We start from the raw sequence: 18,194 nt of genomic DNA, 5'->3' as shown, positions 1-18,194 counted from the left end.
ATGTGCGATCGCGCATTTCGCGCATGGCGGCTTATCTTGTCCCGCGCCGTCGGCATGTTAGGCTTCCCGACATAACCGCGTGCGATGCTTGAAGACATGCTGGAACTGGCTACCCAAGACGACGTCGCGCCCCCCGATACCGGGCTGGTCACGCTGATCGAGACGATTGAGGCGCTTTCAGCGACGCGCACCATCAGCGAGGTGGCCGACGTGGTCCGCAAGGCGGCCCGGCGCATCTCCGGCGCCGACGGCGTCGCCTTCGTCCTGCGCGACAACGATCAGTGCTGGTACTTCGACGAGGACGCGATCGGCCCGCTGTGGAAAGGCAAGCGCTTTCCGCTGTCGGCCTGCATTTCCGGCTGGGCCATGCTGAACCGCCAGACGGTGGTGATCCCAGACATCTACAAGGACGACCGCATCCCGCACGACGCCTATAGGCCGACCTTCGTCAAAAGCCTGGTCATGACGCCGGTGCGGATGGAGGATCCGGTCGCCGCGATCGGCGCCTATTGGGCCGAGGAGCAGACCCCCTCGCCCGAGATCGTGCAGAAGTTGCAGGTGATGGCCCGCGCCACCGCCTCGGCGCTCGAGAGCGGCCGCCTGCATGACAGCCTGGTCGACGCCCGCCACCACGGCACCTTCCTGCTGCAGGAGCTGGACCACCGGGTGAAGAACACCCTGGCCATCGTCCAGTCGATCTCGCGCCAGACCCTGCGGGCCTCGCCCTCGCCGGAAGCCTTCGCCGAGGTTTTCGAGAACCGGATTCTGGCCCTGTCCCAAGCGCACGAGCTGCTGACGCGCCGCGCCTGGGGGCGCGCCCAGCTGCACGAGATCCTGGAAAAGGCCTTGGCGCCGTTTAGCGTCGATCTGGCCGATCGTTTCGACATCATCGGTCCCGCCCTCAGCTTCAGCGCCGAGACCTCGGTGTCGGTGCACATGACCCTGCACGAGCTGGCGGTGAACGCGGCCAAGCACGGCGCCCTGTCCTCGCCCGAGGGCCGAGTGGTGATCCGTTGGACCGTCGACGAAGCCGCCACGCCGCCCAGGCTGACCCTGACCTGGCGCGAGGTCGGCGGGCCGCCGCTGGCCGGAAAGCCCGAGCGTCGAGGATTCGGCGCGTCGCTGATCGAACGCGGCCTGGCGCGCGACCTGGGCGGGAAGGCCAGTCTCGACTTCACGCCGGAAGGGGTGGTCTACACCCTGTCCGCGCCCCTATCGCAAAGGATGAGTCTCGCCGCATGAAGCCCAGCAAGGTGATGATCGTCGAGGACGAGGCGCTTGTGGCCATGATGGTCGAGGACATGCTGGGCGACCTGGGATGCGAGATCGCGGGATCCTTCGGCGCGGTCGGCGACGCGATGGCCTGGCTGGTCGGCGGTGACGCCTCGCCAGACGGCGCGGTGCTGGACGTCAATATCGGCGGCGAGATGGTGTTTCCCGTCGCCGAGGAGCTGCGCGAACGCGGCGTGCCGTTCGTGTTCGCCACCGGCTACGGCGACCTGCCGCGCGCGGGCTTCGAGAGCATCGAGGTCCTCGCCAAGCCGATCAATGTCGGCGACTTGCGCCGGGCGGTCGACGGCTTTCAATCCAGCCAGGACTAGGCCCACGGCGACGACAGCGACCTCTAGTTCGCCTCGCTGATCTGAATGATCGACTGAATAGTGGTGAAGTTGGCGACGTCGCCCCTCACCTCAGCGCTGCGCGGGCCGGTGAGAGAGGCCTGCATCGCCTCGGCGTCGCGGAAGGTGAGCAAGGCCATCGCCACGAACGGCGCGGGCCCGCCGTCGACGCCGGCGAGACCCTTCAGCACTTGGACGTCCGTCAGCCCCGTCGACGCGAAGGCTTCCTTGGCCAGCGGAATGTGGACGTCCCTGTAATAGTCGTGGTCGAAGGTCGCGCCGTTTTGGGCGGGATAGAGGACGGTGAACACGGCCATGGCGATCTCCCGGCGGCCCGCGCGGCCGCGTGGGCGAAGCCTAGCGGGCGCCGTGGGGGAAGAGTCAAACGGCGACCAGGCATGCGATCCGATAAAGTCTCGAGGACAGATAGGCCGCGCCTAAACCCCCTAGTCCGACACACGACAAGCTTGTCGTTCTAAAGAAATACACCCATAGTTGGCGCCGCCAGACATGCCGGGGGGCCAAGTCATGGGCGGCATCCGAGAGATCACGGTTCCAGCGCGAGGCGGCGCGCCGTTCGGAGAGGTGAAGGCGGGCGAGAGCTGGTGCTTTCACGCCCATGGCCGCTGGTGGGACTGGATGGTCCCCTGCGGCCCAGATGGATACAGGTTCTTTCTCGCGGATGTGCTCGATGTCCGCCCCACGGCGCCCGACCGACCGTTCTTCGAACTGACGGCGCGCGTTCTGGAGGACCCCGATCGCGTCTATCCCATCGGCAAGTCGGCGACGGTGACTTTCCTCCATTCGGGAACGGTCGAACTGTTCGCCAACGATGCGCCGGGCGCCTTCTTCCAAAATAACAATTGGGGAAAAATCCAGGTCGTCGCCCAGCCTTGTGACTGCCCTCCGCCGCCGGTCATCAAGCCAGAGGGCGACTTCCTCGGTCGATGGACGTTGCTTCGGGACACGCTGGACAAGACCCGTGGCGTCGGCTTCGCCGCCTTCCTGTCGCTAGGAGCGTGCCTCTTGCTGCTGAATCTGCAGCAGGGCCGCGATCTGGTGCGGACGGTGGCCGAGAGCGGGGCCGGGCCGGGCCAGCGCATCGCCTTTGCGCTGGGCTTGCTGTTCCTGGCGATCCAAACCTGGATCTGGCCCAGGATGATCGTCAGTTCCAACTATGGCCGGGACCGCGAGCAATGGCGTCCCAGGCGCTTTCTAAATTGGGCGCCGCGTCTGCTGGGCGCGGCGCCGTTCCTGCTGGTGATCTTGGCCATCTGGAACGCGCCCGCGGCCGAGTCTTGGTTCATCGCGGCGCTTGCGGGCTTAGGCCTGGCGTTCTTTGTCACGATCATCATCCAGTACGACGTGCGCTCGAATATACGGAAGGTCGCGGAAAAACGCGGACGTCCGATCCCCACCTTTCCGGTCGGCCGCCTGTGGGTCATCGCCAGCTTCGCGATCGCTGTGGCGATGATGGTCTGGGCCGTCGTCTCGCCGGTAAACTTCGGCTGGACTCTAGGCTCGCCCGCCGTGGTCTTCTTCGGCGTCGGATGCCTCATCCCGGTGCTGGCCGTCATGATCCAGACGGGCCGCGCGGCGCGTGTCCCGACGCTGACACTCCTGGTGGGCGCGGCGATCGTGTTCGGCATGTATGTGGACAATCATGCTGTCGGCGGCCGCTACGGCCACGTCCGCGAACCCTTGAGCCCACCCAGCCAAATCAGCTTGGAGCAGGCCTATGACCGCTGGGTGGCCGCGCAAGACCCCGCGCCTCCTGGCCAACCCCGCGTCCTTGTGTTGATCGCGGCCGAGGGCGGCGCCTCTCGCGCCGGCTACTGGACCGCCGAAGTCCTCTCAGCCCTACACAACGCCACATCCGGGGAGCTCGCTCGCCGTCTGTTCGCGATAAGCTCCGTCTCGGGCGGCAGCGTCGGCGCAGTGGCCTATGCCGCCACCTTGCAGGATAGGCCTAACCTCGACGCGGTAGGCTTGACCGAGAGCGTCACCACCTTCGCCGGCCAGGATTTCCTCAGCCCGACTGTGGGTGGTCTGCTGTTTCCAGACCTCTTGCAGCGCTTCCTGCCGGCGGCGTTCCTCCCCGACCGAGCCCAGGGACTTGAGCAGGCCTTCGAGCGTGGCTGGAGCAAACACTGCGCGGAGATCAGATCTTCTCGCGGATGCGCCAGTAAGGATTTGATCTCGGGACCTTTTACAAACCTGCGCCCCCCCGACAAGGGATGGAGACCGCTCGTCATCGTCAACGGCGCCAGTCAGGAAACAGGGCGTCGCATCCTGACGAGTCACATCCGCTTTAAGGCCTCGGAGGTCGACGCGGACGACTTCTACGACATGGCGGGCCGTGAAATCCCGGTGTCGACCGCCATCCATAACGGAGCGCGCTTTCCCTGGGTCAGCCCGGCGGGGACCATAGTCGACTGCTGCGGACGAACCTCACATATCGTCGACGGGGGCTATTTCGAGGCCGCCGGAGTCGAACTGCTGCGCGAGATGGCTCCCGCCCTACGCGCCATCGCCAAGCGTAAGGGCCACACGCTTAAAATCGTCTTCGTCTATATCGGCTATCGCGAGAAGGTCGACGCCGCCAGCGAACCCACGAAAGCGGCGGCTGACAAGCGTGGCTCGGCGTTCATGAACGAGGTGACAGCGCCATTGGCGGCGTTGTTCAGCAGCCGCTCGGCCCACGCCGGGCATCTTATTCGAGAGCTCAAGCAGGACGTGTCCGGCGATCCCGCCAACACCGATCCGACTCGATACGTCTCCACGACCGAAGCCCACTACGAGCCTGTGCTGCTGTGCAAGCAAGAGGCCGCTTGCCCGAGGGATGGCGTGACGGGCTTCGAGCCGCCGATGAATTGGGCGCTGTCGGGTTGCGCCAAGGCCTATATGGGGCAGGCGGCCGGAAGGACGCTCAAGGGCGAGGAACGGGCGATCTGTCAGAAGGTCCTTAGACAGGCCCCACGCTGTCAGGAAGCCATCGGCCAGGCCCTGAGCCGGCTAGCGATCCAGATAAACGGACCGGCGAAGAAACAAGACAAGGCGCCTTCACGGGTTTCGCTCATTCCGCGCTCAGACCCCCTATCCAGGAGATCGTCATGACCCAGTTCGTGCTGAGAATTGGCAAGGCTAACGGCCAGATCATCGCCCAGTATCCCCCGGCCACCATCCCCTATCCCGCCTTCGCGATCGGCCAGAAGGTGATCGCGGGCCACACTGCCTTGACCATCGCCGACGTTACGCACCGCCTGATCCCTGGGCCGAACCCCGCCATCCAGACGGACGTCCTTGTGTCCTAGCGACCAGCCGCTCCAGCCAAAGCGCGTTTGAGCCGCTTGGCCCGCCAATCTCAATGCCTCGTCACGCCGCCTTGGTGGTCAGGCTCTTGATCAAATCCAGCGTCGCCGGCGACTCGGCCAGCTCCTCGCGGGCGCCGGGGCCTCGGGCCAGTTTCAGAGCCTCGGCGCGGGCCTTGTCGGCGACGGGCCCGGTAGGGCCGGACTCGCCCATGGCCAGCTTGGCCAGCAGGGTCAGGCGATGGGGCAGCGGGGCCGGGGCGCGAACCAGCATGGTCAGCAGGCGGGTGTCGCCCTCGATCTGGGCGCCGATATCCCCAAGCTTCGCGCACAACGGTTCATAGTCCTCGCGCACCAGGCCCGAGCGGGTCAGCTGACGCTGCAGGCCAGCCAGTTGGCTCAATTTGGCGATGGGAGAATCGGGCCCCTGGCGCATCTCCTTCTCGAACCGCATGGCGCTGATATTGCCGTTCAGCCAGCGGGCGGCGTTACGCTTGTTGACCGCGCCCATGACGTTCTCGGCCAGGCGGATCAGGATCTTGATCTCTTCGTAGGACGAGCGATCGCGGCCCAGCAGGCTGTCGATGAACTCGCCGTTCAGCAGGGTCTTCGAGCGCGTGGTGAACGCGGCCTGGATGTCCTCGGCCTGGAGGATGCGGCCGGCGGCCGCGGTCAGGCTCATGGCCAGAGCCCGCAGGTACTCGATCTCGGCCTCGGCGTCGCTCGGCTTGAGGCGGCGCACGCCGTTCAGCTCGGTCAGCACGCGTTCGGCGATGGCCTTGCGGACCGTCGGGAAGTCGTCGCCGGACAGCCAGTCGCTGAGCCGCCTGGCCGTGCCGGAGAGTTCGGGCATGCAGGCGCGGACGCTGGCCTCGATGCGGATCAGGGCCTCGACCGCCGCGCCGCCGGTCAGGCGGGTCATGGCGGCCAGGGTTTGGCCGAGGTCGCCCTTGGTGGTGTCCAGCAGGTCGGCCATGCCGGCGCGCGAACCGATGATTTCGGCGAGAGGCTGCTCGATGGCGCCGAGGGCCGCGGCCCGGGCGCGCGGCTCGGTGGGCGCCGCGTCGGCCAGGTCGAGCAGGCGGGCGATCTTTTCCGACCAGTTGACGGCGGGGGCGATCGAGGCGGCGACGCCGGCCCCCAGCAGGAAGGCGCGGTCCGGATCGGCGGCCAGCCGCTCGGCGGCCTTGGCGAAGCCTTCCTTGTCCAGGTCGGGCAGCGCGCCCTTCTTGAACGCCTTGCTCAGGTTACCGATCGTGCGTTCGACCAGGCCCTGGAAGTGGCGGATGATCTCGTGGACCGAGACGCCGCGCGCCTCGGCCTCGGGAATGGCGATCTTCTGCAGGGCGTGCTGCAGGTCGGTGCCGGACGCCTCGAGCTTCTCGACCAGGTCGGGGCGGTGCAGCAGCTCGAACGGCGTGGCCTTGTGGCGGTTCAGCCAGCCCTCGAGCAAGCGACCGATCCGGTCGCGGGCGTGGGCGGTGTAGAGGTCGGCCGGCTGGACGCAGAGCGGATCGCGCTCTTCCTCTTCCTTCTTCGGCTTGCCGCCGTCGACCATGCCCTTGGTGAAGATGGCGATGGACTTGTATTCGCCGGTCGAGGGGTTCAGCGTCTCCTTGCTGACGCGCACGGCGACGGCGCGGCTCTGTTCCAGGACATCTTCAGCCGTCTGGATGGCGTGCGCGCGATTTTCGGTGGCGATCTCGAGCGTCCACTGCGCGCCGACCTTCCGCCGGACAAAAAGTTCGTAATGGATCTGGCTCATTCAGCGGTCGCTCCCGAGGCGCGACTATGGCTTGCGAGACCTTAAGGTGAAGTTGAAGGAAACCCGTGCCGCGTCGCCGCAATCGCGCCATGCTGGAGCCGCAATGGCCGGGGACTTAGGGCCGGGAAAGCTTTGCCGCGCCGCGCGTTGAAGCTGGAACGCGGGATCGATAGGATCGGTCCAGCGACGGAAGGCGAAGGATAAGATCGGATCGATGGCCACCATCACCCTCATTGACGACGACGAGAACATCGTCGCCTCGATCGCGATGACCCTGCAGGCTCATGGCCACACCGTGAACCATTTCCACGACGGGGTGTCCGGGCTGGAGGGCGTCGAGGCCAATCCGCCGGATCTCGTGATCCTCGACGTCAAGATGCCCCGCATGGACGGCATGGAAGTGCTGCGCCGCCTGCGCCAGCACTCCGAGATCCCGGTGATCATGCTGACCTCCAAGGACGAGGAGATCGACGAGGTCCTGGGCTTCAACCTCGGCGCCGACGACTACATGCACAAGCCGTTCAGCCAACGTCTGCTGGTCGAGCGGGTCAAGGCGGTGTTGCGCCGCGCCCGGCCCGAGGGCGAGACGACGCCGGCCGATCCCGCCGGCGCCGCCGGCTCCAAGGTCATGAAGCGCGGCAAGCTCACGCTGGACCCGGCCCGCCACGACAGCCTGTGGGACGGCAAGCCGGTGCGCCTGACCGTCACGGAGTTCCTGCTGCTGCAGGCCCTGGCCCAGCGGCCCGGCTTCGTGAAGAGCCGCGACAACCTGATGGACGCGGCCTACGACGATCAGGTCTATGTCGACGACCGCACGATCGACAGCCACATCAAGCGCATGCGCAAGAAGTTCCGTCAGGTCGATCCGGAATTCGACTCCATCGAGACCCTGTACGGCGTTGGCTATCGTTACCGCGAGGCCTGATCCGGCGAGCGCCCAGGGGCCTGGCCCGGAGACGGCGCCCAGGCCCAGGCGCCGCCTGGCCTGGCCGCGCGGCTCGCGGCTGGGCCGGCTGGTCATCACCCTGAACGTCCTGGCCCTGGTGATCGTGGTCGTCGGGGCGCTGGTGCTGAACGAGCTGCGCAGCGGCCTCGTCAACGCGCGCATCGACAGCCTCAGCACCCAGGGCGAGCTGATCGCCAACGTCATCGACCAGTCGGCGACGGTGGGCGAACCCGAGCCCGCGCTCGATCCCTACACGGCCAGCGCCATCTTCCAGCTGCTGTTCATCCCGCGCTCGCAGCGGGCGCGGCTGTTCGACGCCCACGGCAAGGTGCTGGCCGACTCGTTCGTCGTCGCCGACCGCGTCGACTGGAAGGTGCTGCCGCCCGCCCGCAAGCCGGGCCAGACCCCGGACGGTCCCCCGAAGACGCCCGCCGAGCAGGCCAAGGCCCAGCGCGCCCAGAAGGCCCTGGCCGACGAGATCGCCCAGGCCATGAAGGGCCGCACGGTCGCCGGCACGCGCATCTCCGAGAACGGCGAGCGGGTCGTCTCGGTGTCGATCCCGATCCAGCACGTGCGCGCCATCCTGGGCGTCCTGACCCTGGAGGCCGGCGACGTCGACGAGATCATCTCGGCCGAACGCAAGGCCCTGCTGCCGTTCATCGTGGTGGCCATGATCGCGATCCTGATCTCCAGCGTCCTGCTGCACCGGCTGATCGCCATGCCCGTCCTGCGCCTGGCGCGGGCCGCCGACCATGTGCGCCTGCAAGGGGCGCGGGCTATCTCCCTGCCCGACCTGTCGCGCCGCCACGACGAGCTGGGCGACCTGTCCCGCTCGCTGGAGGAGATGACCCATTCGCTGTCCGAGCGCATGGACGCCATCGAGCGCTTCGCCGCCGACGTGGCGCACGAGATCAAGAACCCGCTGACCTCGATCCGCTCGGCCATCGAGACGCTGGACCTGGTCAGCGACCCGGCCGCGCGCGCCCGCCTGCTGGCGATCCTGCAGAGCGACGTCAACCGCCTGGACCGGCTGGTCACCGACATCTCCAACGCCTCGCGCCTGGACGCGGAGCTGTCGCGCGAGTCGCCCAAGGCGCTGGATCTCAATCGCTTGCTGACCGAGGTGGCCGGCCTCTACGAGGCCCAGCTGCGCCCCGGCGAGGCCCCCGGCAGCGTCCGCGTCAGCCTCTCCCTGGCCGATCCCAGCCATCCGGCCTCGATCCTGGCGCGCGAGACGCCGATCGGGCAGGTGTTCCGCAACCTGATCGACAACGCCCGCTCGTTCAGCCCCGCCGACGGCGAGGTCCGGGTCAGCCTGACCCGCGCCCGCGGCCGGCTGATCGCCGCGGTCGAGGACGACGGCCCGGGCATGCCGCCCGACAATCTCGAGACCATCTTCGAGCGCTTCTACACCTCGCGTCCCAAGGGCCGGGCGTTCGGCGGCAATTCGGGCCTGGGCCTGTCGATCGCCCGCCAGATCGTCGAGGCCCACGGCGGCCACATCCACGCCGAGAACCGCCACGACGCCGCCGGCGCGGTGATCGGCGCGCGCTTCGTCGTCGACCTGCCGGAAGCGCGGGCGTGAGCCTCCCCGCGACCCGCCACGCCGGCCTGATCGCCCGCCGCCAGGACGGCCTCTGGCGCGGCGCCCTGATCGAGGGACCGTCTGGCGCGGGCAAGAGCGACCTGGCCCTGCGCGCCCTGGAGCACGGCTTCCGCCTGGTCGCCGATGACCGCGTCGTCGTCTTCACCGCCGGCGGCCGCCTCTATGGCAAGGCGCCCGACACCCTGGCCGGCCTGATCGAGGTGCGCGGCCTGGGCGTCGTGGCGACCAACGCCCCCCTGCCCTTCTGCGAGATCACGGTCCTGATCCGCTGCGTCGATGCGCCCGAAGCCGTGGACCGCCTGCCCGATCCCCACGCGGTGTCTGTCGCGGGCTTGAGCATCCCCGTCTTCGACCTGTGGCCGCGAGAACCCGCCGCGCCTCTGAAAATCGTTCGCATCATGCAGTCTCTTGGAGTCCCTCTCTAACGGGCGTATCAAGACCGCCCGCGCGACGTTTCTTGAGGGCCGCGCAGGGAATGGGGATCCCGTTTGAGATATCTGGCATGATCGGGCTCGTGATCGTGACGCACGGGCGTCTGGCGGAAGAGTTTGTCTCCGCCATGGAGCATGTGGTCGGTCCGCAGACCGCCGTGAAGGCGATCTGTATCGGCCCCGAGGACGACATGGAGCGTCGCCGCTCCGACATCCTGAAGGCCTGCGCCGACGTCGACCAGGCCGGCCAGGGCGTCATCCTGCTGACCGACATGTTCGGCGGCACGCCCAGCAACCTGGCCATCTCGGTGATGGAGCAGACCAAGGCCGAGGTCATCGCCGGCCTGAACCTGCCCATGCTGATCAAGCTGGCCAGCGTGCGCCAGCGCGAGAGCCTGCAGGCCTGCGTCGCCCACGCCCAGGAAGCTGGACGCAAGTACATCTCCGTGGCCTCCTACGTGCTCGCCGGAGAAAAGTGAGCGCATGAATTCCAGAACGGTCGAGATCGTCAACGAGCGGGGATTGCACGCCCGGGCCTCGGCCAAGTTCGTGAAGATGGCGTCCAGTTTCGACGCCGAGGTGACCGTCAGCCGCGACGGCGCCAGCGTCGACGCCCGCTCGATCATGGGCCTGATGATGCTGGCCGCCGGCATCGGCTCGACCATCGACATCACGGCGGAAGGGCCGGAGGCGGAGGCGGCGCTGGAGGCGCTGTGTGAACTGGTGGCGAACCGGTTTGATGAGGAGCGGTAGGCGCTTCGGCTAGCGCGATGCTCCGTTGGCGACCACGGGGACTTGGCCGACGCCCCGGACGTTCATCGTAACCTCTTCGCCCATCTCGGCGCGCCAGATCAGGGTCGCCAGGAAGGCGAGCGCGATGACCAGGCTGATCAGAGCGGGCCAGTTTACGCTCCCGTCGCCGGGTTTCAGCATGGTGTGTCGTCCGCGTCGCATCGCTTAGGCGAAACCAACAGCCCACGCGGCGATCTGTCAAACGCCGTAGCCCCACCCTCCCATGCTTCGCATGGGCCCCGCCCTCTCCCAGTGGGAGAGGGTTTCCGTTCACCGTCCGACCTCCCCAGGTCGGCGCTCTCCTTATATCTCTTGGAGGCTGGAGCGTGCGGGGCTGAGCGGGTTGGTCAAGGACCGGCCTCCGGCCGGCCGCGCGGCGGCGACGCGGAGCGTCGTCCTTGAGCAACCCGCTCAGCCCCGCGATCGTCTCGCCGTGAGATGTAAGGATGGCTCCGTCCCGAGAGGACGGGCGACAGACAGACCCGGGACCAGCACGTCTAGCGCCTTCAGGCCGGAAAAGCCGCTACCTCGCTCCGCGCGAAAGCCCGCTGTCGCCAGGCGAGCCGGAATGTTTTTCTCGACTCATGCGCGCGCCGCGTGTCCCCTGGCCATGGGAAGGATCTCTTAACCAGGACACCACCATGCGCGCACGGTCCATGATCGCCGCTCTGATCGGCCTGACGTTTTCAGCCGGCCTCGCCCACGCCCAGACCACGCCCTCGGATGTCCGCGACCTGGTCGGCGCTCGCGCGGCCGGCGGAGAGTCCGAGCTGGCGGCGCGTGGCTATGTCAATGTCGGCGCACGGTCGGGCGACGACCGGAAGTGGACTTACTGGTGGAACGAACGCCGAGGCGTATGCCTATCGGTGACCACCATGAACGGTCGATACGATGCGATCGTCGCGACTCCGACGCCCGATTGCCGCGCGAGCGGTGGCGGATATCGATCGCCGCAAGCCGATCGTGACGATGCCCCTCCCTTTCGCGCCAACTATGACGACTACCGCGAGCACATCGCCCTGATCTGCTATGGCGAGGGCGAAAAGTACGCCAGCGAATACACCAGCGGCTACGAGTGGGACCGTGACAAGAAGCGCTATGTGCAGCGCTCCGGGACCCAGTTGACCAGGAAGGACTACGACACGTCGGTCAGGATTCAGATCGACGGAGACGTTGGGCGCATCCAGCCCGCCAAGAACATGATCCCGCCGCTCCATTCGGACAGCGATGGAGGCTGGTATCCGATCAACGGCCTCTCGATTTCGCGGGACACAATCCGAGGCGAGTTCAAGTTCAACGGCGCGAACCGACCCAAGCTGATGATCGACCGGCTGACCGGCCACATCATCCTGGACGGCCTGACCAAATTCCACGGCACGTGCACGCCGCTGGACGCCGACCGCCGCTTCTAGGCCCGCGCCAAGCCGCCGAACGCATAGACTAGGGCCATGGCGAGAATGATCGCCATGGCTTTGAGCCATTGCCACAGCGCGACGACCAATCCGCGCCATCGGCGCTTATCAAACTGGCTGATCCAGACCGCCTGCACGGCGAGGTACCAGACCGTCGCACCGCCCGCGAGCAGCAGCCCCTCGACACGTGCTCGCGGCAGGGCGTTGGCGACGGTCATGCCGGCCCCGACCAGAAACGCGAAAACCGCCGCCGGATAGCATTCGACGAAAAAGGGGCCGCGAAGAGTCGAGCGCGATAGCTTCAGGCCCGACACTTTCAGGTGGCGCAGCGCAAACATCAACGGAAACACAGCGAACACCAGGGCGCGAAAAATAATGAGGTTCTGCTGGGAGAGTCGGACCAAGGAGCCGTGGCTTGCCGCGAACGGGTCGAAGTGGAGGCCGAGCTCGATAGCGTGGGAAAGCAGAAGGCTCAGCAACAAAAAGAGCGGCGGCGCCAGGGTTTGGTCGAACTGCTCCTCTTCTGGCCGGTGGAACTGCGCGCGGCTGTATTCCAGCGTCCTGAGCGGCTGGAACAGGGTGAGCAGAAAGGTCCGAGGATAGAACACCAGCCAGGTCATGACCTCGTAGAGCAGCTCCTCCAGCGAGCGGAGCATTTTCATGAAGTCCATGTCGGGCTCCTCGTCCGGCGTCTCTAGGCGGCTTCGAGGCGCCAGACTGAGCGAGGCCGCCCGGCGCGTAAATCCCCGCCTTTCGAACGGCGAGATCGCAACCTTAAGCCCCGCCATCAAATGACACGCGCCACCCCTTCGGCGCCTTCGCGCGTTTCCTGAAGACCCCCTTTCAGGAGCTCGAACCATGTCCCTCGTCGATAAGGTGCTCGCCGCCATCACCCCGCCGGAGACCGACGAAACCCGCGCCGAGGCCACGGCCAAGGCGCGCGAGGCCGCCGGGGCCGGTGACTGGCTGTCCATGGCGCTGGATCACCACGCCCAGATCCGCTCGGCCTTCGAACGGGCCAGCAGCGCCGTCTCGCCCGAGGATCGCCTGGCGGCGATGCGCGCGCTGGCGACGGTGCTGAACGGCCATTCCCTGGCCGAAGAGGTCGTTCTGTATCCCGCCCTCGCCAAGGCCGGCGAAAAGACCCACGCGACCCTGGCCTATACCGAACAGACCACGGCCAAGATGCAGATGGCCGAGCTGGAACGGATCGACGCGGCCGACGAGGCCTGGCGCGACAAGCTCGAACACATTCGCGGCGCGGTGCTGCACCACATGTTCGAGGAAGAAGGAACCTGGTTCCTAGAGCTGAAGGAAAAGGCGCCCGACCAGGATTTCCTGACCCGCCGCTTCGCCGAGGAGTACCGCCGCTACGCCTTCGGGGTCGAGGCCGCGGCGGCGCCCGAGACGCGATCGTTCGCGTCCGCGGACGACGACCTGGCGGACGATGACCTGGAGGTGATCGGCCGCAACGACGCGGGCCCGCTCCAGACGGGTGGCGACACCGGGGAGACCTACCAGAAGCCGCTGGGCTGACCGGGGTGCGGGCTCCACCTCTCCTCCCGCAATGTGGGCGGAGGAGAGGACGCGCTCACGCCAGCTGACACCGCATCCGGCGTCCTGCCGCCACCCCCCGGATCGATCCTCCGTACACGGCGTTATCTCCCACCTACGCCATGTGAAAGAGGAGCCGATCATGAAATTCGCTGTCCTGGGCCTTTCCATCGCCGCCGTCGCCACGGGCGCGTTTGCCCAGACGACCATCGCGCACCAGGAAGACCAACCGGCCAAGGGCGCCTTCACGGTGGGTCAGATCGAGGACGCCGACGTCATCGACTCCGCCAACCGCAAGGCCGGCGAGGTCGAGCACGTCCTCCTCGACGCGGCCGGCAAGCCCACGGCCATCGTCATCGAGATCGACCGCATGGGCCCGGACAAGAAGGTCGTCGTGGCCCTGGCCGACGTCACGGTCGCCGCTGAGCCGGGCGATCCGGACGACCACATCGTCCGCGCCAAGCTGACCAAGGCGCAGCTCTCGGCCCTGCCCGACTGGAAGGGCTAACGCCTATCCGAGCCTCGCCGCTCGACCGGCCCCACCCTCACGGGTGGGGCTTTTCGTTTGAGGGCGTGGCGAAAAATCCTCCCCCCGTGGGGGAGGTGTCGGCTCGAAGAGCCGACGGAGGGGGGCGTGGCAAGATCGGCGGGACTTCCCCCTCCGTCCGCTTCGCGGACACCTCCCCCGCTAGGGGGAGGATTTTACGAGCGTTCGCGGCGCTCTATCATCCGTGTAGACGAAATCGAACCCAGCGATTTCAACGACTTCTCACTTTTACACGTCGCTGTGTGATCCGCGTTGAAACCGCGCGCACAATCATGGCTGTCCCCGTCGCGGGGGAGGGCGCTTGGATCCTGCCCAACGGTCTGCTCGCAGACCGGTCTCTCGCAAGGAGTCGCGGCGGCGGGGATAGGTTGAGCGGGGCCGCGTGGTCTCGAAGCGGTTTCGACCGGGGTCTGTTCGTTGGATAGATCCGGGATCTCGGAAGAGGCCGTGGACAGGCGAGCGCGGAGCGACAGGGCGGTGATCGTACAAGCCGCCTATCGTGGACCGTCGGGGTCGAGACGGATGTAGCCGATCGACTTGGTCCGCGCCCGTCCGGGGGCTAGTGGGAACCCGAGCTGAAACACGCTCACGCCTCCCATCCTCACGGGCAAGAACAGCCTGGCGGAGCGGTCGTTCGAGCCGAAACGCAATCAAACCTCACGGTCTCCGGGTTCGCCCGGCCGCTCCGTCGCCTCCCCATCACGCTCGCGGCCCACACGGCGCGAGATCGAAGACGCACGCCCCCTCCCCTTGATGGGGAGGGGTAGGGGTGGGGTGTTCCAGGCGGTCGATGCCGCGCGATGCCGCCAACGCAGCAGTCACCCCATCCCCGGCCCTTCCCCATCAAGGGGAAGGGAGAGCGCTTACCCAGCCCAAGGAGAACCCCATGCCCAAGTCCAAGCCGCCCCGCCGCAAGCGCCCGCGCCATGTGAACAGCCACGAGCGCGGGCTGGTCGACTTCTTCGATCGTCTGGAGCGGATCACCGACCGCGCCGAGCGCGAGGCCGAGGCCCTGGCCGATCGCGTGCCGCCCGAGGAGTTGGCGCGCATGCGGGCGACCTGCGCCGAGAACCGGCGGATCTTCGCCGAGGCGCGGGCCGATTGCCTGGCCCCCAGCCGCACGCCGGTGTTGGATCGCCTGGTCGGCGAGATGCGGCGACGCGAGCGCCGGGCGAGCCGGTAGAGACCCGCCCTACTCCGCCGCGACGAACTCCGCGCGCACCGAGCCCATCGGCTTCAGGTCCAGGTCCTGGAACAGGCGGCTGTCCTCGTCCATGTCGGGCAGCGGGGTGGTCAGCAGCTTGCCGCCGACGAAGATCGAGTTGGCGCCGGCCATGAAGCACAGGGCCTGCAGCTCGCGGCTCATGCCCTCGCGACCGGCCGACAGGCGGACCATGGACTTGGGGCAGACGATGCGGGCGACGGCGATGGTGCGGACGAACTCGATCGAGTCGATGGCCTTGCCTTCCGAGAGGACCTTGTCGCCCAGCGGCGTGCCGCTGACCGGGACCAGGCCGTTGATCGGCAGGCTGTCGGGGTGGGCCGGCAGGGTGGCCAGCTGGTGCAGCAGGCCGGCGCGGTCGCGGCGCGTCTCGCCCATGCCGACGATGCCGCCGCAGCAGGTGCTCATGCCCGCGTCGCGGACGTGGCTCAGGGTGTCGAGCCGTTCCTGGTAGGTGCGGGTGGTGACCACGTCCTTGTAGTAGTCCGGGCCGGTGTCGAGGTTGTGGTTGTAGTAGTCGAGGCCGGCGGCCTTCAGGGCCTTGGCCTGGTCGGCGGTCAGCATGCCCAGGGTGGCGCAGGTCTCCATGCCCAGGGCCTTCACCTCGGCGATCATGGTGGCCAGCTTGGGCAGGTCGCGGTCCTTCAGCTCGCGCCAGGCCGCGCCCATGCAGAAGCGCTGGGCGCCGCCGTCGCGGGCGGCGCGGGCCTTGGCCACGACGTCGTCGGCGTCCATCAGCTTCTCGGCCTTGAGGCCGGTCTTGAAGTGGGCCGATTGGCTGCAATAGCCGCAGTTTTCCGCGCAGCCGCCGGTCTTGACCGACAAAAGCTGCGAGAGCTGGATTTCGGAGGGATCGAACCAGGCGCGATGGACGTTCGCGGCCCGGTGGACCAGGTCCATGAAGGGGAGGTCGAAAAGGGCCTCGACCTCGGCCAGGGTCCAGTCGTGACGGGGTTCGAACGCGTTGATCTTGCTCATGGCGCGCACGTTTGGACCGGCGCCAGGGTGTTTGCAAGACTTTGGACGAGGTCTTGGCAAGACTGGCGTTCGCGGTCATAGCGCTGTCGGGGCTTGGCGTCGTTGAAGTCCGCGTGGGAGTGGATCAGGTCATGGATCGCGAGATCGAGCTGAAGTTCCTGCTGCCGCCCGAGGCCGCCGGCCTGGCCCTGGCCGAGTTGAAGGCCGTGCAGGATGGCGAGGGCGCGGTGCGCCAGCTGGACGCCACCTATTTCGACACCCCCGACCACGCCTTGCGCCGGGCCGGCTATGGCCTGCGAGTGCGCGACGGCGAGGGCGGGCGCAAGCAGACCCTGAAATCGGCCTCGGCCGGCGGCGTGTTCTCGCGCGGCGAATGGGAGACCGTGGTCGACGGTCCCGAGCCCGATCGCGACGCCCTGGCTCTGACGCCGGCGGCGGCGATGCTGGAGGACCGCCCGCTGGCGCCGGTCTTCACCACCCATGTCGAGCGCGTCGTGCGCCTGGTCCAGATCGACGAAGCGGTGATCGAGACCGCGCTCGACCGCGGCGAGCTCAGCGCCGCCGATCGCCGTGCGCCGGTCTGCGAACTGGAGCTGGAGCTGAAGGCGGGACCGCCCCGCGCGCTCTTCGACCTGGCTCGCACCCTGGCGGCGCGGGTCCCGCTTCGGCTCTCGTTGGTCAGCAAGGCCGAGCGGGGCTACGACCTCGCGGCCGGAGAGGACGGGCCGCCGCCTCGCCGCCACGCCACGGCGCTGAGCCCGAAGGCGACCGTGGGCGAGGCGCTCCAGGCGCTGGGCCGCGCGGACCTTGGACACCTGTGCGCCGCGCTGGAGGCGCTGCGCGAAAGGCCCGAGGCGGAGGCCGTGCACCAGGCCCGCGTCGCGACGCGACGGCTGAGGGCGCTGCTGAAGATCTTCAAGCCGCTCGCCAAGGACGAGGCCGCCCGACGGCTCGACGAGGAGCTCTCGTGGCTCGCCGGCGAGTTCGACGCCGCCCGTGACCTCGACGTCTTCGTCGACGAGATCTGGCGCGACGCGGCGCCCGGCGCGGAATTCACCGGCAAGGACGCCTTCGAGCGCGGGCTCCAGGCCGTCCACGCCAACGCCTATCTGCGCATGGAGGCCGCCCTCGAAAGCCCGCGCGCCCGCGCCGTTCTCCTGGAGGCGGCCGCCTGGCTCGAGGCCGGCGACTGGGCGACCGCGCCCGAACTCGCCGAGATCCGCGACGGCGCCGCCAAGGCCTACGCCGCCGAGGTCCTTCACGATCGCCGCAAGGCGGTGAAGAAGCGCGCCAAACGGTTCGACGACCTCGACGCCGAGGCCCGGCATCGGCTGCGCCTGAAGGGCAAGACCCTGCGCTACGCCGCCGAGGACCTCGCGCCGCTGTTTCCCGAGCACGCCGAGCGCGCCGACCGCTTCGTCAAGGCCGCCAAGGCGGCGCAGGACACCCTGGGCGCGCTGAACGACCGGTCGGTGCGCGAGGGCCTTGTCGACCTCGCCGCCCACGGCGATGCGGATCTGTCCCGCGCGGCCCAGCGCGTAGTGCTCGGCGACGAAGAGCATGACCTGGTCGCCGCCGCCCGCGCGGCGCTGAAAGACCTGATCGAGGCCAAGACCTTCTGGTGACGCCAGACGTCAGACACGAAAAAAGCCGCCCGAAGGCGGCTTCTTATCGATCTAGACCCTTGGGTGCGGGGACAGGATTTGAACCTGTGACCTTCAGGTTATGAGCCTGACGAGCTACCGGGCTGCTCCACCCCGCGTCAGGGTGTTTTGTGAGATTGTGTGTGCAGGGTTTGCGGACTTGGGTTTGATATCCTTTTGGCGGACCTGGCGGCGACCTACTCTCCCGCGCCTTGAGACGAAGTACCATTGGCCCAGGGGGACTTAACGACCGAGTTCGGAATGGGATCGGGTGGGGAACCCCCGGCAAAGCCACCAGGTCAGCGAAAAGGATATCGACCGCCCTCTTTCGAGGGCAGTGATTTAAGAAGAAGACATCAGTGTCTGAA

20 protein-coding genes, 1 tRNA gene, 1 rRNA gene and 1 pseudogene are annotated in these 18,194 nt (G+C 67.6%); 14 read left to right on the top strand and 9 right to left on the bottom strand.

Annotated features, from left to right (window positions below; genetic code table 11):
- Positions 1-96 precede the first annotated feature (96 nt).
- On the top strand, positions 97-1,242 hold the full coding sequence (locus tag CSEG_RS00940) for a sensor histidine kinase (RefSeq protein ID WP_041538132.1): 1,146 nt from the start codon (positions 97-99) through the stop codon (positions 1,240-1,242).
- Complete coding sequence (locus tag CSEG_RS00935; RefSeq protein ID WP_013077378.1) at positions 1,239-1,601, top strand: response regulator; 363 nt, start codon at positions 1,239-1,241, stop codon at positions 1,599-1,601. Before CSEG_RS00940 ends, CSEG_RS00935 begins: the two co-directional genes overlap by 4 nt.
- 23 nt (positions 1,602-1,624) lie before the next feature.
- Here the strand turns inward: CSEG_RS00935 and CSEG_RS00930 are convergent, their stop codons facing one another.
- Positions 1,625-1,936, bottom strand: a complete 312-nt coding sequence (locus CSEG_RS00930; protein ID WP_013077377.1) for an EthD family reductase — start codon at positions 1,934-1,936, stop codon at positions 1,625-1,627.
- A gap of 268 nt (positions 1,937-2,204) precedes the next feature.
- Here CSEG_RS00930 and CSEG_RS00925 point away from each other — a divergent pair, with 268 nt between their 5' ends.
- Together CSEG_RS00925 and CSEG_RS00920 are read left to right on the top strand one after the other, a co-directional pair.
- On the top strand, positions 2,205-4,736 hold the full coding sequence (locus tag CSEG_RS00925) for a hypothetical protein (RefSeq protein WP_157038957.1): 2,532 nt from the start codon (positions 2,205-2,207) through the stop codon (positions 4,734-4,736).
- Complete coding sequence (locus CSEG_RS00920; protein ID WP_013077375.1) at positions 4,733-4,933, top strand: hypothetical protein; 201 nt, start codon at positions 4,733-4,735, stop codon at positions 4,931-4,933. Before CSEG_RS00925 ends, CSEG_RS00920 begins: the two co-directional genes overlap by 4 nt.
- 61 nt (positions 4,934-4,994) lie before the next feature.
- On the opposite strand, the gene CSEG_RS00915 is transcribed toward CSEG_RS00920, so the two are convergent.
- Entirely contained in the window at positions 4,995-6,695 is a 1,701-nt protein-coding gene (locus tag CSEG_RS00915) for a hypothetical protein (protein WP_013077374.1), read from the bottom strand.
- 214 nt (positions 6,696-6,909) lie between these two features.
- Here CSEG_RS00915 and CSEG_RS00910 point away from each other — a divergent pair, with 214 nt between their 5' ends.
- The 5 genes from CSEG_RS00910 (at position 6,910) to CSEG_RS00890 (ending at position 10,431) form a co-directional block, all read left to right on the top strand.
- Positions 6,910-7,620 carry a response regulator transcription factor gene (locus tag CSEG_RS00910; protein ID WP_013077373.1) on the top strand — a complete coding sequence of 237 codons (711 nt, stop codon included), beginning with the start codon at positions 6,910-6,912 and terminating at the stop codon, positions 7,618-7,620.
- Positions 7,595-9,226: an ATP-binding protein gene (locus tag CSEG_RS00905; protein WP_013077372.1), complete on the top strand. Its 1,632-nt coding sequence runs from the start codon at positions 7,595-7,597 to the stop codon at positions 9,224-9,226. Before CSEG_RS00910 ends, CSEG_RS00905 begins: the two co-directional genes overlap by 26 nt.
- Positions 9,223-9,672, top strand: a complete 450-nt coding sequence (locus CSEG_RS00900; protein ID WP_013077371.1) for an HPr kinase/phosphorylase — start codon at positions 9,223-9,225, stop codon at positions 9,670-9,672. The genes CSEG_RS00905 and CSEG_RS00900 overlap by 4 nt, the downstream gene beginning before the upstream one ends.
- 77 nt (positions 9,673-9,749) lie before the next feature.
- Positions 9,750-10,157: a PTS sugar transporter subunit IIA gene (locus CSEG_RS00895; RefSeq protein WP_041538130.1), complete on the top strand. Its 408-nt coding sequence runs from the start codon at positions 9,750-9,752 to the stop codon at positions 10,155-10,157.
- Positions 10,158-10,161: 4 nt separating this feature from the next.
- The gene (locus tag CSEG_RS00890) at positions 10,162-10,431 is read left to right on the top strand and encodes an HPr family phosphocarrier protein (RefSeq protein WP_013077369.1); all 270 of its coding nucleotides are present in this window, start codon (positions 10,162-10,164) and stop codon (positions 10,429-10,431) included.
- A 9-nt stretch (positions 10,432-10,440) separates the two neighbouring features.
- Here the strand turns inward: CSEG_RS00890 and CSEG_RS22385 are convergent, their stop codons facing one another.
- Together CSEG_RS22385 and CSEG_RS22380 are read right to left on the bottom strand one after the other, a co-directional pair.
- Positions 10,441-10,611, bottom strand: coding sequence for a hypothetical protein (locus CSEG_RS22385; protein WP_013077368.1), 171 nt, complete (start codon positions 10,609-10,611; stop codon positions 10,441-10,443).
- A gap of 206 nt (positions 10,612-10,817) precedes the next feature.
- Positions 10,818-10,946: a hypothetical protein gene (locus CSEG_RS22380; RefSeq protein ID WP_106907269.1), complete on the bottom strand. Its 129-nt coding sequence runs from the start codon at positions 10,944-10,946 to the stop codon at positions 10,818-10,820.
- A 165-nt stretch (positions 10,947-11,111) separates the two neighbouring features.
- Here CSEG_RS22380 and CSEG_RS00885 point away from each other — a divergent pair, with 165 nt between their 5' ends.
- Entirely contained in the window at positions 11,112-11,882 is a 771-nt protein-coding gene (locus tag CSEG_RS00885; RefSeq protein WP_013077367.1) for a hypothetical protein, read from the top strand.
- Here CSEG_RS00885 and CSEG_RS00880 read toward each other — a convergent pair.
- Entirely contained in the window at positions 11,879-12,553 is a 675-nt protein-coding gene (locus CSEG_RS00880) for a hypothetical protein (protein WP_013077366.1), read from the bottom strand. The two genes, CSEG_RS00885 and CSEG_RS00880, sit on opposite strands and share 4 nt — an antisense overlap.
- A gap of 187 nt (positions 12,554-12,740) precedes the next feature.
- Between CSEG_RS00880 and CSEG_RS00875 the strand changes: the two genes are divergently transcribed.
- Complete coding sequence (locus tag CSEG_RS00875; RefSeq protein WP_013077365.1) at positions 12,741-13,418, top strand: hemerythrin domain-containing protein; 678 nt, start codon at positions 12,741-12,743, stop codon at positions 13,416-13,418.
- Positions 13,419-13,578: 160 nt separating this feature from the next.
- Positions 13,579-13,944 (top strand): PRC-barrel domain-containing protein, encoded by a 366-nt coding sequence (locus tag CSEG_RS22375; protein WP_013077364.1) that lies wholly within the window; start codon positions 13,579-13,581, stop codon positions 13,942-13,944.
- 779 nt (positions 13,945-14,723) lie between these two features.
- On the opposite strand, the pseudogene CSEG_RS23655 reads toward CSEG_RS22375, so the two are convergent.
- A pseudogene (locus tag CSEG_RS23655) lies at positions 14,724-14,827 on the bottom strand (hypothetical protein); the annotation flags it as partial.
- Between the two features lie 42 nt (positions 14,828-14,869).
- Between CSEG_RS23655 and CSEG_RS00860 the strand changes: the two are divergent.
- The gene (locus CSEG_RS00860; RefSeq protein WP_013077363.1) at positions 14,870-15,166 is read left to right on the top strand and encodes a hypothetical protein; all 297 of its coding nucleotides are present in this window, start codon (positions 14,870-14,872) and stop codon (positions 15,164-15,166) included.
- 9 nt (positions 15,167-15,175) lie between these two features.
- Here the strand turns inward: CSEG_RS00860 and bioB are convergent, their stop codons facing one another.
- Positions 15,176-16,183, bottom strand: coding sequence for a biotin synthase BioB (gene bioB / locus CSEG_RS00855; RefSeq protein WP_013077362.1), 1,008 nt, complete (start codon positions 16,181-16,183; stop codon positions 15,176-15,178).
- 131 nt (positions 16,184-16,314) lie between these two features.
- Between bioB and CSEG_RS00850 the strand changes: the two genes are divergently transcribed.
- Positions 16,315-17,808, top strand: coding sequence for a CYTH and CHAD domain-containing protein (locus tag CSEG_RS00850; RefSeq protein WP_013077361.1), 1,494 nt, complete (start codon positions 16,315-16,317; stop codon positions 17,806-17,808).
- A 60-nt stretch (positions 17,809-17,868) separates the two neighbouring features.
- Here the strand turns inward: CSEG_RS00850 and CSEG_RS00845 are convergent.
- Positions 17,869-17,945 (bottom strand) — tRNA-Met (locus CSEG_RS00845).
- 65 nt (positions 17,946-18,010) lie between these two features.
- A 5S ribosomal RNA gene (rrf, locus tag CSEG_RS00840) occupies positions 18,011-18,125 on the bottom strand.
- Between the last annotated feature and the right edge of the window lie 69 nt (positions 18,126-18,194).

Origin of the sequence: Caulobacter segnis ATCC 21756, from assembly GCF_000092285.1 — a bacterium.
Lineage (GTDB): Bacteria > Pseudomonadota > Alphaproteobacteria > Caulobacterales > Caulobacteraceae > Caulobacter > Caulobacter segnis.
The sequence above is the reverse complement of the archived record's forward strand: the minus strand, read 5'-3'. Positions and strand labels throughout refer to the sequence as shown.